This is a genomic window from Ruegeria sp. YKSF070 (genome assembly GCF_059612725.1).
The window spans coordinates 13,911-28,389 of sequence record NZ_JBXWRD010000027.1 but is presented as its reverse complement, the minus strand read 5'-3'; the positions used below and the strand labels follow the sequence as shown (position 1 = coordinate 28,389).

At 61.3% G+C, this 14,479-nt stretch carries 16 protein-coding genes; 3 read left to right on the top strand and 13 right to left on the bottom strand.

Going from position 1 to position 14,479, the window contains the following annotated elements; translation table 11 throughout:
- Nucleotides 1-176: 176 nt before the first annotated feature.
- Nucleotides 177-767, top strand: a complete 591-nt coding sequence (locus AC2FL1_RS14090; RefSeq protein ID WP_496877359.1) for a hypothetical protein — start codon at nucleotides 177-179, stop codon at nucleotides 765-767.
- A gap of 37 nt (nucleotides 768-804) precedes the next feature.
- On the opposite strand, the gene AC2FL1_RS14085 is transcribed toward AC2FL1_RS14090, so the two are convergent.
- From AC2FL1_RS14085 to AC2FL1_RS14050, 8 genes are all read right to left on the bottom strand, one after another.
- Nucleotides 805-2,571: a relaxase/mobilization nuclease domain-containing protein gene (locus tag AC2FL1_RS14085; RefSeq protein ID WP_496877358.1), complete on the bottom strand. Its 1,767-nt coding sequence runs from the start codon at nucleotides 2,569-2,571 to the stop codon at nucleotides 805-807.
- Nucleotides 2,572-2,818: 247 nt separating this feature from the next.
- The gene (locus AC2FL1_RS14080; protein ID WP_496877357.1) at nucleotides 2,819-3,466 is read right to left on the bottom strand and encodes a lytic transglycosylase domain-containing protein; all 648 of its coding nucleotides are present in this window, start codon (nucleotides 3,464-3,466) and stop codon (nucleotides 2,819-2,821) included.
- Nucleotides 3,467-3,565: 99 nt separating this feature from the next.
- Nucleotides 3,566-3,901, bottom strand: coding sequence for a DUF736 domain-containing protein (locus tag AC2FL1_RS14075; RefSeq protein WP_496877356.1), 336 nt, complete (start codon nucleotides 3,899-3,901; stop codon nucleotides 3,566-3,568).
- The gene (locus AC2FL1_RS14070) at nucleotides 3,885-4,475 is read right to left on the bottom strand and encodes a S26 family signal peptidase (protein WP_496877355.1); all 591 of its coding nucleotides are present in this window, start codon (nucleotides 4,473-4,475) and stop codon (nucleotides 3,885-3,887) included. The genes AC2FL1_RS14075 and AC2FL1_RS14070 overlap by 17 nt, the downstream gene beginning before the upstream one ends.
- The gene (locus AC2FL1_RS14065) at nucleotides 4,472-4,990 is read right to left on the bottom strand and encodes a DUF2840 domain-containing protein (protein WP_496877354.1); all 519 of its coding nucleotides are present in this window, start codon (nucleotides 4,988-4,990) and stop codon (nucleotides 4,472-4,474) included. Before AC2FL1_RS14065 ends, AC2FL1_RS14070 begins: the two co-directional genes overlap by 4 nt.
- Entirely contained in the window at nucleotides 4,987-6,075 is a 1,089-nt protein-coding gene (locus AC2FL1_RS14060) for a replication initiator protein A (RefSeq protein ID WP_496877353.1), read from the bottom strand. The genes AC2FL1_RS14065 and AC2FL1_RS14060 overlap by 4 nt, the downstream gene beginning before the upstream one ends.
- Before the next feature lie 19 nt (nucleotides 6,076-6,094).
- Nucleotides 6,095-6,379: a helix-turn-helix transcriptional regulator gene (locus tag AC2FL1_RS14055; RefSeq protein WP_496877352.1), complete on the bottom strand. Its 285-nt coding sequence runs from the start codon at nucleotides 6,377-6,379 to the stop codon at nucleotides 6,095-6,097.
- Nucleotides 6,380-6,528: 149 nt separating this feature from the next.
- Nucleotides 6,529-7,332: a BrxR family transcriptional regulator gene (locus tag AC2FL1_RS14050; protein WP_496877351.1), complete on the bottom strand. Its 804-nt coding sequence runs from the start codon at nucleotides 7,330-7,332 to the stop codon at nucleotides 6,529-6,531.
- Between the two features lie 77 nt (nucleotides 7,333-7,409).
- Between AC2FL1_RS14050 and AC2FL1_RS14045 the strand changes: the two genes are divergently transcribed.
- Together AC2FL1_RS14045 and AC2FL1_RS14040 are read left to right on the top strand one after the other, a co-directional pair.
- Nucleotides 7,410-8,552, top strand: a complete 1,143-nt coding sequence (locus AC2FL1_RS14045) for an exonuclease SbcCD subunit D (RefSeq protein ID WP_496877350.1) — start codon at nucleotides 7,410-7,412, stop codon at nucleotides 8,550-8,552.
- Entirely contained in the window at nucleotides 8,549-11,623 is a 3,075-nt protein-coding gene (locus AC2FL1_RS14040; protein ID WP_496877349.1) for an AAA family ATPase, read from the top strand. Before AC2FL1_RS14045 ends, AC2FL1_RS14040 begins: the two co-directional genes overlap by 4 nt.
- Nucleotides 11,624-11,997: 374 nt before the next feature.
- Here the strand turns inward: AC2FL1_RS14040 and AC2FL1_RS14035 are convergent, their stop codons facing one another.
- The 5 genes from AC2FL1_RS14035 to AC2FL1_RS14015 all read right to left on the bottom strand — a co-directional run bounded on the left by AC2FL1_RS14035 (nucleotide 11,998) and on the right by AC2FL1_RS14015 (nucleotide 14,148).
- A complete protein-coding gene (locus tag AC2FL1_RS14035; RefSeq protein WP_496877348.1) occupies nucleotides 11,998-12,459 on the bottom strand; it encodes a DUF2285 domain-containing protein in 462 nt (153 codons plus the stop codon).
- Nucleotides 12,437-12,763, bottom strand: a complete 327-nt coding sequence (locus tag AC2FL1_RS14030; RefSeq protein ID WP_496877347.1) for a transcriptional regulator domain-containing protein — start codon at nucleotides 12,761-12,763, stop codon at nucleotides 12,437-12,439. Before AC2FL1_RS14030 ends, AC2FL1_RS14035 begins: the two co-directional genes overlap by 23 nt.
- A 103-nt stretch (nucleotides 12,764-12,866) precedes the next feature.
- Complete coding sequence (locus tag AC2FL1_RS14025; protein ID WP_496877346.1) at nucleotides 12,867-13,148, bottom strand: DNA -binding domain-containing protein; 282 nt, start codon at nucleotides 13,146-13,148, stop codon at nucleotides 12,867-12,869.
- Between the two features lie 88 nt (nucleotides 13,149-13,236).
- Nucleotides 13,237-13,485: a helix-turn-helix domain-containing protein gene (locus AC2FL1_RS14020; protein WP_038076360.1), complete on the bottom strand. Its 249-nt coding sequence runs from the start codon at nucleotides 13,483-13,485 to the stop codon at nucleotides 13,237-13,239.
- A 261-nt stretch (nucleotides 13,486-13,746) separates the two neighbouring features.
- Nucleotides 13,747-14,148, bottom strand: coding sequence for a single-stranded DNA-binding protein (locus AC2FL1_RS14015; protein WP_496877345.1), 402 nt, complete (start codon nucleotides 14,146-14,148; stop codon nucleotides 13,747-13,749).
- Nucleotides 14,149-14,479 lie beyond the last annotated feature (331 nt).

The following is a 14,479-nucleotide window of genomic DNA, read 5'->3' as shown; positions in this document are numbered from 1 at the left end:
CGTCGTCGATGCGTCGCATTCTTGGATATCATAGTGCATATAAAGGACAGGTTGTTCCGGCAGAGTGACGCGTTCGTTCGCGCAGTACACGAGTGCTACGGCAATCCGACTTGAGGTATACTTTGGTTGAAGCGATTGTTCATCTAAGACCCGGAAAACTGAGAGGTGAACGTCTCGTGAGTGATAATCAATTGAAAAGACTTCTTGAAAAACTCGAGAGCTTAACTGATGGCACATACTCCCTTTCAGAAGAACAAAGCCGCAGGCTGATCGAAGCTTTTTGCCGAGTAAAACCGCCGGAAATACCTGAGAGCGAGCGCCGGATGGAACTAATTGTAGTCTCACACGGCGGTCGGAGGGGCGGCGCAAGCATCAAGCCAGGAAACATCGTACTAAATTGGTCAAAGCTTGTAGGAGCATTACCAGGTATTGCGTTGACCGGTGCGGGAGCAGCATCAAATCCGTGGCTGGCCTGCTTAGGCGCTTTGGTTATCTGGAAGGACCTTTACTCAACTTCAAAGGTCGAACTCAGCAAGGAGCATGCGATTGCGATCGTTGCGATGTGGAAGAATCACGATGGCAGACATCGTATCTCAGAAATGAGCGCTTTAAATTTGACGAATAAGGCTCTTGCCGAAGCCGATCTGAACGAATTAAGCGACAAATCCTTCGCGCAAGTAATCGATGACCTATCTAAAATTGGGTGCATCGAGCTATCGGACGGCGAGATCTGGTTGCGTGAATGGATTCGCAGAAGTTGGCCATAGGCCTTATTCCGCAACAATTCCGAATTGACGCATCCTTCTACAACTCAAGCCCGCGCTTGCGCCCGAGGCTCCAGTCGATTCCACCGCCGCCGCGCACGATCCCCGTGATGTGCAGGCCAAGGCGGGGCTCGATCTCGCGAGACCAGGGGACGAGCTGGAAACTGCGTCCGCCGTCCTGGCCGATACCCTCGATCATCGCATAGCGGCCGGAGGTCAGACGGAGCTGCCGGGTGTAGGTGCCGGACACTTGCTCACCGGACTTTGCGGGACGATGAGGCAAGCCTGTCTCGGTCTCGAGGGTCTGGCCGACAGTATCGAGCTCACGCTTCCGCAGGGTCGCGAGAAGATTGCGCTGGAAGATGATCCGCTGTCCCTGCCTTTGTGCCAGCCCCTCATCCACCAAATGTTCGGCGCGGGCATCGAGCGCGTTCCGGACCTCCGCCCCGAACCCGCCCATCGCAAGCGGCATGCGGGAACGTTCGACCAGACGGTGATCGAGCCAAGTCGCGCCTGGCGCGGTGATCTGGCCTTGCAGGTCGAGATCGGACCGGTTGGCCAGGACAAGCGTCGGGCGCGGATCGTCCGGACCACCGAAGCGGCGCACCTCGACGATGCCGCCCGGCGCGGGCGCGTGGTCGAACGCGTCCAGACCGCGAAAGCGTACGTGGTGCGCGCGCCCGTCCGTGCCATCGATCACGGCATAGGCGGTGCCGGACTGCTCGTCGTACAGGCCGGTCGCGACCAGCCGCCCGATGATCGGGTCCCCTGCCCGGCCTTCGTCGATGGCGAAGTCGGAGAACCCGCGGTCTTGCCGCCGCTCGGCGAAGGCGCGGTGCATCGTCTTGATGATGTCGCCGCGCTCGCCCAGATCGCGGAGCGTGCGTTCCGCTTCGAGCCCGAGCATCCATTCACCGGGGCGGCCTTCCGAGGCCAGGCCGAGTTTCCGAAGGTGCTGCAAGCGGCCGACCATCAACCGGCGGATTTGCGGGTCCGCGGGTCCGGGTGCTGAGGGGCGCAGGTCGAGAAGACCGAGTTCGTCGGCCTGATAGCGCAGCTCCCGATCGAGGCGCGTCCAGCGTTCCGCCGTGACCTCCCGTTCGAGCGCATGCCGGATTTCGTGCTCCGGTTTCGGACCGAGCTCCAGCGCGACCAGATCCTCGGCGCGGGACCGAAGCCCGCTACTGATGTAATCGCGCGCGATCACAAGATCGCCGCCACGATCATCGACGCCGCGGACGATCAGATGCACATGCGGATTGTCGGTGTTCCAGTGATCCACTGCGACCCATTCCAGCCGCGTGCCGAGATCGGCCTCCATCCGCCGCGCAAGGTCGCATGTGAAGTCGCGGAGGTCCTCCATCTCGGCGGCGTCCTCGGGCGAGATGATGAAGCGGAAATGGTGACGATCGTTTTCGCATCGTGCCGCGAAGTCGGAACCGTCCAGACCGTCGGTCTCGGCATCGAAGAGCAGACCCCTCTCCCCAACCTTGCCGACACCGTCGCGGCGCAAATAGGCCAGATGGGTCGAGAGCGGTGCCGCGCGATAGGCCCGGCCCTTGTGGCGAGCGATGCGGGCTTTGACGACAACGCGGCGCGCGGGCGAGAACAGTCGGCTGCGCCCGAACCGGCCATGACCGCGCCCGAAGGTCGAGCACCTTGGCCGACCCAGACTGCGCGATGGCGCGGTATGCCCGGCTTTCTGAGCCGCACGCAGCACCCGGTCCACGAAGCCTTTGGAACTCGGCGTTCGGGTGCTACGGGGTTTGCCCGGTCGGATCCGGAAGTCGCGCTCGGTCTCGGTCATGCGCTGCCCCATCCGAGGCCTGAAACGCACCTGTGCATGCCGGAGCGTTGAAATCGCAGGGAAAAATCTCGCAACCTGCACACGACCGAAAGACATGCACTCGAAAAGGCCAGTCCCGTCAGGGACTTGCGGCATTCGTGGCAGGGGCTTTTATCTCGCCCTTTTTCCTTCCCACCCGTTGTCCAAGCGCGCCCTTCCGCCTCCCATACGAAACGGCTCGCCCACGCACACAAAGCTACGATCGCGTTCATGGCCGTGTCTCCGGGCCGGGCCGAGCAACGAATATGCCGGGATCTGGGGTGGCTGGACCCGTTTCGCGGGCCGGTCGATCTGCATCCGGGCTGCCGCCATTTTGTTGTGGATGCTCCGCCGATCTGTCGGTGAACAGCGACGCCTCGCGCCAATCAGCGACGGTTGCGCGGTTCGGCAGCGGCGCCGTGCCGTCCAGGCGCGGAGCCAACATCGCGACATAAGCGCGGGTTTCGGCGGGCAGTGGACGGCCCTCCGAGAGGTATGCGTCGTACCGCCCCGGCCCGGCATTGTAGGCGGCGAGCATGCCACCGACGGTGCCATAGCGATCGAGCATGGCGCGCAGATAGGCCGTGCCCGCCAGGATGTTATCGCGCGGATCGAATGGATCAGCGTCGAGACCGTGGTCCTGCCGCAGAGCGGCCCATGTTCCGGGCATGACCTGCATCAGCCCCATGGCCCCGGCCCGGCTGACGGCGCCCGGATCGCCCGCGCTTTCGGCCTGCATTACGGCACGGATCCAGTGTTCCGGGATGGCAAAGCGTACCGAGGCTTCGGCAATTGCGGCTGCATGGGGATCGCGGGCTGGATCGCGGATGACGACTGGGATTTCTGCGAGAGCCGGACCACTGGTCGGTGTTGTCACGGCAAGGCCGGAAAGAAGGAAGGCGGCCAATATTTGCGCGATGCAAGGTCGCTCGACTGTGATCCGGTTGCTGCGTTTCGATCTATTCAGCGCCATCGCTCACCCTGCCCCATTGCGCTTGGGCGGACGGTTCCATTGCAGCGACCAGACCGAACTTTCACCGTTGCGGAAGAGATTTGCCCGGATAGGCTGCGCCAGCATCGGATCGTCGATCAGCACCGAGAAATACTCGCCGGCCTTCTCCCCGGTGCGCGCCCAGGCCGCCCCGATTTCACGGGCAAGGTCGCCATCTCCGTGAAAAAGACGGTAGTCGGGTGCGTTCTCGGCTTCGGTCGTCTCGGCTTTGTCGAGGGAGACCTCAAGGTCCAGTGTCAGCGTTCGGACATACCCGGCAAAGCCGGATTTCGTGCGGGTGAATTCACCGATCTGGGGCATGGCGTGCCTCCTTTCTGTTGCGGTGCGGTGTGGGCTCCGGATGCGCCGACTTGGCGGTAATGGCGTCGTCGACGGTCCAAAGCGGTGTCAGTCGGGCGGTGATCGCGGTGCGCGGCAAGGGCCCGAAATACCGCCCGTCCAGGCTGTCCGGCGCATCCGGGTTCATGAGAAAGACTTCGCCAGCTCCAAGTCGATGACAGCCCTGCCATACGGGCAGATCGCGGCCGTAGCGGTCCTGCACATGGGCGTAGCCGAGACGACGTTGATCGACCGTGACCCTGTCGCCCGAGCGGCAGACCAACGCCCCTTCGAGCGCCACGACATGCTTGAGCAGCGGCACGCCGCGCGGCATGTATCCGCGCTCATCGAGGTAGTCCGAAAGCGCCGGAGGCGGCTGCACGGCGACCAAATCCCCGATGGTCAGGTGGCCAACCGAGTGCAACCGATAGAGCCCGACAGGAACGCTCGCGCTGGCATTCCAAAGAACGCGCGGCGACCAGCTAGCAATGGCATGCAGGACGATCAGGGTGACCGACAAGGCCGTCGCCCAGACGATGGTGCGCCGCGCAGTCATAGCCCAAGGCTCCGCCGCTTGAGCCAGGCTCGGTGCTGAAGACGCGTATAGGTGTGGGCCGGTTGTGCGGTGGTCAGGCGATTGTGCAGGTGTCGCCAGTAGTCCGGCGAGGCATCCGCCGGGTCGATCCCGAGCGCCTCGATCGCGTCGATCGCCTGCAACACGCGTTCGACCTTGGGCCAGCCGTGGGTAGAGAGCAGCAAAGTCCCTCCGGGCAGCAGATAGGGCAGCGTTTGAAGGGGAGTTCCGGGCTTCGCAACCTGCAGGATGTCGAAGCGCGAGAGGACCGTGCCATAGGCGTTGGCCGCCCAGCGATTGACCCCGAAGACGGCGCCTGGCGCGAAGCCGAAGCGGCGCCGGTGATGATCAATGCGCTGCTCGCAGACCGAATGGCCGAACCGGACCCATTGTTCGATGTGCCCCTCTTTCCAGGTCAGTTCGACGAAGGTTAGGTCGCCTTCTCTGCCAATGGTCTGTGTATCAACCGCGCGCGGTTCGGAGCGGATCGGACTCATGTCGTCGCCCTCCTCGACGTGCCGAGAGGTCGCTCGGGCCTGTCAATCCGAGGGTCTGTTTCGAGGGATATAGAGCGTCCGCGTGCGGGCTTGTCCCCAGCGGGGGCGGCACAACAAGAGTTAGATTCTTTGTTAGAGTCTAAGTTACGGCTCCGAATTCTGTCGTCTTTTGAGATGGATGGACCCGTACCGGGTTCCTGATAGCACGAGGGTCGGGTTCCCGATGGCACGACACTCCGGGTTCCCGATGGCACGAGCCCGTCCACAGGTTGTCCACAGGGCTCGAAGGCGAGCAGTCGTCGCCCCCGCGCCTCAATCTCGAGCGCCAGGCGATAACCCGGCAGTGGCTGTCGGCGGATGATGTCCCGCAGCTCAAAGGCAAAGCGTTTGAAGGGTGAGAGGCTGCCGGATTTGACGTGGAGATGTCGGAATTCGAACCGCCACCCAGCCTTTTGGCGGCCACCATGCTTGCGAACCAGCCGATAGAGCCAGCGATCGAGGCCACCCGTCAGATCGAAATACGCGCGGTCGATGGTCAGGATCAGCGCATCGTCGAGGACGGCTCGGTAGAACCAGTCCGGCACGATCAGCTCGATCCCGTCCGGGCGGCCGCCGCTATCGGACCGCTCCGTCCACTCGTTGATCCAGGAAAACCGGTGCCGACGTCCTTCGGCCGGCTGGCGGATCGAGGTGCGAACCGTCGTCGATTGCAGCCGGTCCAGCGCGGCCTTCAACCGATGATAATCGCGGACGGAGGTGCCGCGGCCGATGAATGTTAGAATCTGGTACGGCGTCGCCGCCATGAGCCGCGATGTGCGAAGCCCGGCGTCGCGCGCCTCGACGATCTGGCTTGCGGCCCAGATCAGGATATCGGCGTCCCAGATCGTGGCCATGCCATGGTCGGCCACGGCTTCGACACGGATTTCGATACCGCCCGCCGAGAACTCGATGGGTCGCGTGCGACGGGTCTTGGAGAGGGAAAAGAAAGGATAGGACATGAGGTCCTGCGCGTCCCGCACCGCGAACTCGCCTGGGAGAGCGTGGAACAGATCGAGCTGACCGCGTTCTGACGCACTGCAGGACATTGGAGCTGCCTCGACCGGATCAGCGGAAGGCCCGGCCCGCGGGCGGGGTCGCGGTCAGCACGTGACGCTTTGCGGGCAGCACGCGGCCTCCGCGCGGATCGGACGTCGAAGTCACGGAACCGCGCTGGACCCAAGCTTCCAGATCCTCGATCGAATAAACCACCCGCCCACCGAGCTTGTGATAGGCCGGACCGGTGCCGTAGGTCCGGTGCTTTTCGAGGGTGCGCGCGGATAGACTGAGGAACTGCGCGGCCTCCTTGGTCCGCAGATAGCGTGGCGGCAGGGGAGCGTGATCGGGTTGCATGGAAAGCCTCCGTGGGGTCCGTGGGGCCGCCGGACAAAGGCGGCTGATTGGGGCCACGATGGCGAAGTGCGACAGATGGGATGGAGTGCGAAGAACGCAGGGTCGAAATCGCACTTGCCGAGGCTTGGGCAGCGTTCTCGATTATGCCCTTAAGTCTCTGCTATGGGAGCGTACTCGGTTTTTGCACGTTCCAATCGTGCTTCTTGAGTTCCAAGTCCCCACCGACGATCAAAAAAGAACTCCAGCGCTTTTCTGGTTTCGACTCGAAGCCATTCGCCTTCAAAGCCGAATTCACGTCTGACGACCTTTGCTTGCTCATCTGAAAGTCCTGTCTTTGGTCGCAGCCAGATGATTGCTCGAGTATTCCAATCCACGTCCTCCGGCAGAGGCTTGTCTATGACTTTCTCCTCGAAGGAGCTGTCAGGATCGATGCGGATCGGGAGGTAGTTCCGATATTCACCGTGCTTGAAACTGTGGGCACGCAAGTGCACGCTTTCACCATCGGACGTGAAGCGGGTCGGCGCAATCCACTGCCCTTCGTCGGCACCGGACGACATCGACGTGTACCGTACGTGGAGGGCTTTCCCCGACCTGCTTGCCTGGTGAAGCAGCGCGATAGTCCTCCGATCTGCCTTGCGTTCCGGTCGTGGCAACGCGGAAGGCGGCGTATTTTCATCATCGCTCGTCAGGATATCGAGGGCTTCGGTCAGGCCGGATGGTGCTAAAGGCTCGTGTTCGATCGCAGCAATATAGGTCTTTCGCACCGGATCATAGGTCGGCGGTGTACTGTGCGCGAGACCGAGATAGACACGAAAGTCCAGCGCTGCCTGCGCGGTCGAAATACCGAAGCGGTCGATCAGATCCTTGCGGTTTGCCATACCCCGCCAAGTCAGGCAGCGGTCCAGAAAGATCAGGCGCTCTCTCTGCGCATGTTTGAGGTCGTCAAGCTTCATGTGCGCATCCCTACCTTGACTCTCGCCTGTATGTCCATCTAGAAAATATACGAATAAAAAATATACGGATTATTGCCATGAGGATTCTTCACACCGCCGACCTCCATCTCGGGCGTCAGTTCAACGGGATTCCTCTCGATGCCGATCACGGAGCAATACTCGATCAGATCGTTTCGGCGATCACCTCCCGCGACGTTGACGTTCTTGTAATTGCAGGAGATATTTTTGACCGGGCTGCCCCGCCGACGTCTGCCGTGCGTCAGTTCAATGGGTTCTTGGCGCGCGTTGCCTCGGAGACCGAGGCGGCCGTGGTAATGATCGCCGGCAATCACGACTCGGGTGATCGAATCGCGTCCATGGCGATCATGACAGACACACGACGCGCTTTGATACGTGGGGCTATCAGTGCGGACGAGAAGCCGCTGTTACTTACGGACGCCCACGGACCTGTGGCGTTCACAGGGTTGCCCTTCGCCTACGAGTATGCCGCCCGTGAATGTTTTTCCGACGAAGCTCTCCACACTCCCGAGGACGTTCTCGCGGCTCAGGTGGCTTGCGGACGGCGTAACATTCCCAATGGTACGCGTTGGGTCGTCGTTTCGCATGCTTTCGTAGCCGGGGCTTCGAGCAGCGAAAGTGAACGACCTCTCACTAGGGTCGGCGGCATCGAGACCGTCAGTTCGGCCGTGTTCGAGGGTGCCCACTATGTGGCTCTTGGCCATCTGCACCGGCCGCAATCGGTTGGTGCCCCTCATATCCGGTACTCGGGATCGCCATTAGCTTTCGGGTTTGATGAATCTGACTGCCAGAAGTCGATGAGCCTCGTCGAGATCGATGCAGTCGGGCAAACCACGATTGAGAGCATTCCTTTCACACCCATTCGCCAAGTGCGCGTCTTGAAGGGACGTCACGCAGAACTTCTCCTCGCAGACAGATCTGACGATTTTATCAAAGCCGTGCTTACCGATGATGCGCCTGTGATCGATGGAATGAAGCGCATCCGCGACGTGTTCCCGAACGCCTGTGAACTTATCTACGAGCGGGATGAACAGGCGCCAGAAGTAAAGTCCTTAACGGGACGTGCCCTAGTGGTCGCGAACCCTGTCGAAGTCATTGGCAACTTCGTTGAACATGTGCGGGACGAAGGGTTCTCAGAGAAGGAACTGGAGGTCGTAGCGTCGGCACTCGGTCGCCTGCGTGAGACGGAGGATGTCCAATGAGACCGGTTCGGCTAACACTTCAGGCGTTCGGTCCCTATCCAGGTCGGGTGGTTATCGACTTTCGGGATGCCGTCGAGGCGGGTCTTTTCGGCATCTACGGACAAACAGGATCAGGTAAATCGACCATCTTCAGCGCGATGACCTTTGCGCTCTTTGGAGAAGCGGCGAAGGCAGAGCAAGACGCTCCTTCGTTGCGCTCGGATCACGCCGATCCGGATATAATGACCGAGGCGGAGTTCGTGTTCGACATTGGTGAGCGGCGATTTGTTGTGCTTCGCCGGCCCGACCAGATGCGACCCAAGGCACGCGGTGAAGGCGAGACGCGGAGCGCACACGAAGCTTACCTGTTCGATGCGACCGGAATGTCGTTAGACAACATTACAGACGCGGCGCGGGGCAAGATCGTGGCAGAAAAGAAGGTGCGCGACGTCGACGCGGCCGTCGTCGAGATGCTTGGATATGGCTCCGAGCAATTTCGCCAGATCGTCCTCCTGCCGCAAGGGCGCTTCGAGAAGTTCCTTTCGGCCAAGACGAAAGAGCGCCTCGAAATCCTGCGAGAACTCTTCGATGTCTCGCTATACGAGAAGCTCATGGCCGATCTCAAGTCAGCAGCCGATGAGGCTGAACGGCAGGTGCGAGAGGAACGTGCGCTCTGCATCAGGCAACTCGCGGCAGAAGGGTTCGAAAGCACTGATGCACTGATTTCGGGCATCGAAGCCGCAACTGGGAAATGCGCAGAGCTACGCGCGAACGAAGAAACCGGGAAGGCGACGGCGGAAGCTGCCGAGAAAGCAGTGCGTCAGGCGGAGGCGATCGAAGAAAAATTCGCGACGGCCGAAAAGATGAACGAACGGCTTCGCGCACTTGAGGCGCAGAAGGGCGATGTCGAGACGCTTTCTGAGCAGGTCCGACAAGCCGAGCGCGCGCGCGGTCTGATCGATGTCGAGGAACGAGTGAGGGATGCCGAACGTGAGGTTGGTGAAGCCGAGGGCGCGCGCAAGAAGGCTGACGAGGCCAGCGAGCTTGCTTCCAGAGAAGCAGAAAAGGCGGCAGAGGCGCTCCGGCGCGAGGACGATCGTGCCGATGAGGTCGAAACCCTGCGCCGGAGAAGTGATGAACTGGAGAGGTATGGTCGAATCCTCGAGGCAGCGGCCGATAGCAATCAGGAAGTCGAAACCGCGCTGAAAGAGCAGCTGGACGCCGACAACGCTTTTCAGGCAGCAAAGGCACAACTGACCGAACTGCAGGAGAAGCGCACCTCGAAAAGCGCAGAGCTAAAAGCTGCGCGCGAAACGGAGGAGAAGCGCGCCGAGATCGCGGGTCGGCACGCAGAGCTCGACAAACGGCATCTGGCCGCCAAGTCCTACGAGGGCGCTTTGCAGGATGTTGCAACGGCTCAGGCCGCTGTCGAAGAACAACTGCGGACGTCGGAAGCTGCGGCCGGAAAGGCCGAGAAGGCGCGAGATGATTATGAGACGGCCGAACGGGATCTAGCTGCCGCACAGGCGCTTCACCTTGCGACGAGATTGGAAGCAGGGTCGCCATGTCCGGTCTGCGGCGCAACCGAACATCCTGCGCCGGCGACTGGCGAGATCGGTAGTGCCGGCCTGGACAAGGCATTCCGAGAGTCACGAGAAGCATGGCTGGCCGCCGATCGCGATGCCCGGAAAGCTGGCGAAGCACTGGTCGGGGTGCAAGCGACGCTCGAGGAGCGACAGAAACGCTTGTCCACCCTTGAACCGCCAGAGGAGCGTGCAGCCGTCATCGCGGCGCAGATCGGTCGTGAAGACGACGCACTCGCAGCGCTTGGGCCCAGGGTCGACATTCTTGCCGCGGAGACCGGGATCGAGGAACTGGCACTTCAGATCGAGGAATTGGAGCGGAAACGCGATGAGTTGCGGGACTGCTTCAATGAGCGGCGGAACAAGGCAACTGAGGCCAAAGCGGCGCGCGATGGCAGGCTCGCCGAGGTGCCAGAGAACCTGCGCGATGTTCCGGCGCTCGCGGCCACACTGAAGAAGGTGACCGGATCTCTGGAGACGCTTCAGGTGGCGCGGACTGCCGCGGAAAAGGCGCTGAACTCCGCGCGCGAACAGGCACTCGGCGCGGCTAAGGATCTTGAAGGCGCGGATAAGGCGCTTGTGGACTGTAAGGCGCGCCATCAAAAGTCGGTTGCGGTCTTCCGAACGAGACTGGCTGGAGCTGGCCTCACAGCAGAGGCGTTTCAGTCTCTTAAGCCGGCCGTCGAAACTCTCAATGAGGATAGGGAAACCGTCGAGACATACCGGCGCGAGCACAAAAGTGCGTCTGATGCAGCCGCAGATGCTGCCTCTGCGATTGAAGGCATGTCCCGGCTTGACATCAAAGCGCTGCGGGAAACGCACCAGTCCCTTGCTGAGGCACTCGGTAAGGCGACCGAAGAACGTGTCGCCGCCCAGACCCGTGTCGATCATTTGGATCGGCTTAGAAAGGGGATGGAAGAGACGCTGCGCAAGCTTGACGAAGCCGAAGCGGCATCAGGCCCGCTGCGCGGACTAGCTGCGCTGGTGAACGGGCAGAACTCGCAAAGACTGACCCTGGAGACATTCGCGATAGGCACGATGTTCGATCAGATTCTGGAAGCGGCAAACTTACGCTTCGGCCCAATGACAAACTATCAGTATAGTCTTGAGCGCGAGATGGAGAATGGAGGGCGAGGTAAACGAGGCCTTGGAACACAGGTGTTTGACGCGCACACCGGGAAATCGCGCGCCACGAGCACCCTCTCAGGTGGTGAGACGTTCATTGCCGCGCTCGCTCTCGCACTCGGTCTTGCCGACGTGGTCGAAAGCGCGAGCGGCAAGGTGCGGCTTGACACGATTTTTATCGACGAAGGATTTGGAAGCCTCGACACCGAAAATGGGTCCGGCACGCTCGACCAGGTACTCCAGGTTCTCAACTCCATCGTCCGACAGAACCGTGCCGTGGGGCTGATTTCGCATGTACCGCTCGTCCAGGAGGCGATCCCCAACGGCTTCTATGTCAGAAAAGGGATCTCTGGGAGTAGCGTGGAAGAAAGAGGGCTTGTCTGACTGGTCACCGCTGGATCCCAAGACGCTCACATACACGGCGGCTGCCGGACGGCAGGACCACTGCAGTTCGTGCAAGCTGGGTACTGCAGCATTCGCCAGACGAGAAGAAGCGTCGGAGCTTTCGTCACCAATGCCCTATGTGCGGTACCGAAGTAATCACGGTGCGAATGCCCAACGGCGGGAGCGCCCATTTTGAAGGGAAGAGAGGACTCACAAAGATCAAGCATCCCTGCTTGCACCTCGGCGAAAGGCTTAGTCGGCAAAGAGATGACAAGACCCCCGATCTATTCGACTTTGAATCGCACGGACAATGACTTGCACACCCTTTTCGATGGCGCCAAAACCGGTTTCCGGCTCAGAGGTAGCGGTAGCGCTTAACGCTGCAGCGACGGCTTTAAAAGTCTCAAGTAGCCACCGTCGACCATGCTTTCGGCTTCTGATAACAGCCTCATAACGACGAAACGCTCCGGAGCGCTTTGCCAATCGTCCCGGGCGAACCGCTCTCGCTGAAAGACCATCTCAGCTATCTCGCGATATGATGCTCCGGCGCGCCGTCCATCATATGCCTGCAACATGCGTTTGGCACGCAGTCGCTTCTGACGGGTGAGGCGTTTGTCGGCAGGAACCACTCTGCCGTGAAGCTGCGCAAGCAAGCGAAAGACGGCGTCGAGACGAGCAAAGCCATCCTGATCGAGAGGGACGATCGCCACAAGCGCATCGTGCTCGGAATCCGATTGCAGAACCTGCAGGCGACGTTGCCCTCCGGCGCCAAGAAGATGGTGGAGGCCGTCATGGGCGTATTTGACTGTCCCTTCAGGCAGGATCGTCGGTTCCACCTCGCCGCTCAGGACCTCCGGAACCCTCTGCAGCACGACCACCGAGTGATCGATCCGGGGGGCCCAGAGTACGCAGGCCTTTGGAGCAGGGAGGTTGGGATCGGCCGCGAAATCGCAACCCCCATTTGTCGAGGAGCGCTGCTTTCAGAGACGCGTCGTCGGGTGCGGCCTTGGAAAGGGTCGCATAGTCCTTCGCATAGCGCTTGTTGCGGCGCAGCCATTCCCAGGCAATATCGGACGCGCTCAGGTCTTCGACGTAGTCGTACTCTGCCGAGGAACGCCAGCCGGAGCGTTCCGACGGCATGACAAATCCCGTTCGTCAACTTCTCAGAAACGACCTGATTTTACACGTTTTGATTGATCTTCGGGAGTCCGGCCCACCCGACATGAGCGGGTTTCGGCGTGACTCAGCCGTTCGGGCCGTCGCCCCGCTGCCGAAGCAGATCGCGATAGCCGCGCTCGGTCATCCAGCGGGCCCGCGCGAGGTGACTATCATAGACATTCCTGCAGCGATCGGGATCATGCTTCGGATCGAGTCCAAACAGGACTTCGACCACTTCCTGCCAATCGGCTCCTTCCTCGGCAGCGTCGAAAATGCGGAGGTAGAGAACCATATGGGCATGGTCGTAGTCGGTCAGCGTGTCGCTGTCCGGCGGAGCATCCAGAAATGTCGTCTCGCCCTGTGCCATTTGCCTACAGGATCGCAGGAACGACCCCCCTCCCGATGTTGCCTTTCCGTGCAGGCGCGCCACCGATACCCGCATCAACCGATTACGATCACTTGGCCTTTTTCGCCTTGGTCACATCGATCAAGACGCCTTCACCCTTGTCCGAATGCAGAAACGTGATCCCTGCATCCTCGAACACCCGGCGCACCTGATCCTCAGTCGACTCGTACACACGAAGATCCTTCTCGGATTCGAGCCTCTTCAGTGCGGTCAGTGATACCAGGGCCTTATCGGCTAGCTCCTGCTGCGTCCATCCCAGCAATGCGCGCGCGGCCCGTGATTGTCGGGCGGTGATCATGATGATCACCTCCCACCCGGCCATTCACACATGCCAGAACTACGACTATTTTAGTCGCATTTCCGGGGGCTTGCCAGTGATCATCGCGGTCAGTGGCCGTTTCGGGCACTGGATCGCGAGGAAGGCGACCTGCGTGCGACTCAGTGCCCATCCAGCCGCTGGGCGCGGCGGGATATCGCCGAATGATACGAATTGTGATCGGCGTCCGGCAGTGCCATCGGAGAAGCCCGGCGGCTCGCGCCGCCGGGCTTCGTTGCCGAGTCAGGACTGGTCGTCCTCATCGTCGATGAAGGAGGGCTCCTCTTCCTCGGCCTGCTTGGCCTTGGTCAGGAAGTCGACCGTCTCGGCGATGATCTCGCAGCCGTAGCGATCGACACCCGCGGCGTCGGTCCACTTGGTGTAGTGGATGCGACCGCGGACCAAGAGCTTCATCCCCTTCTCGCAATACTGCTGGACCGTCTTGCCGAGGCCGTTGAAGCAGGTGATGCGGTGCCATTCTGTGTCCTGGACGCGGTAGCCGTTCTCGTCGCGGACGACCCGGCCTTCGGAATAGCGCGGGCGGGAGGTGGCAAGGGTGAGGGTTGTGATCGATGTGCCGCCCTGGGTGGTGCGGGTCTCGGGGGTCTGGCCGATGTTGCCGGCGAGGATGACGATGTTCTGCATGGTATGTCTCCGTTGCTTCATCCGGAGGGACCGTCCCTCCGATGAGGCCCGTCAAAGACCGCTGGACGTGGCCTGCACGGACGCCCCCGGTGTCCGCTCGACCCCCAAGGCGGGACGTGGCGCGGGCAGGCGTGGAACACGCCAACACGGGTCCCGCCGCGCGGGGTTGCTGGCCTTGGACGGACGGGCTTAGGGGATCAATCAGGAGGAGGGACAGGTCCTCTCGGGGGAGCGCCAAAGGGGACGCAGTGCCGAACAATCTTTCTCGCGAAGGGCAACTTGGCCCCCAGATCACGCGCCCATCGGCAATCAGCCTCACGCACCCACCGTC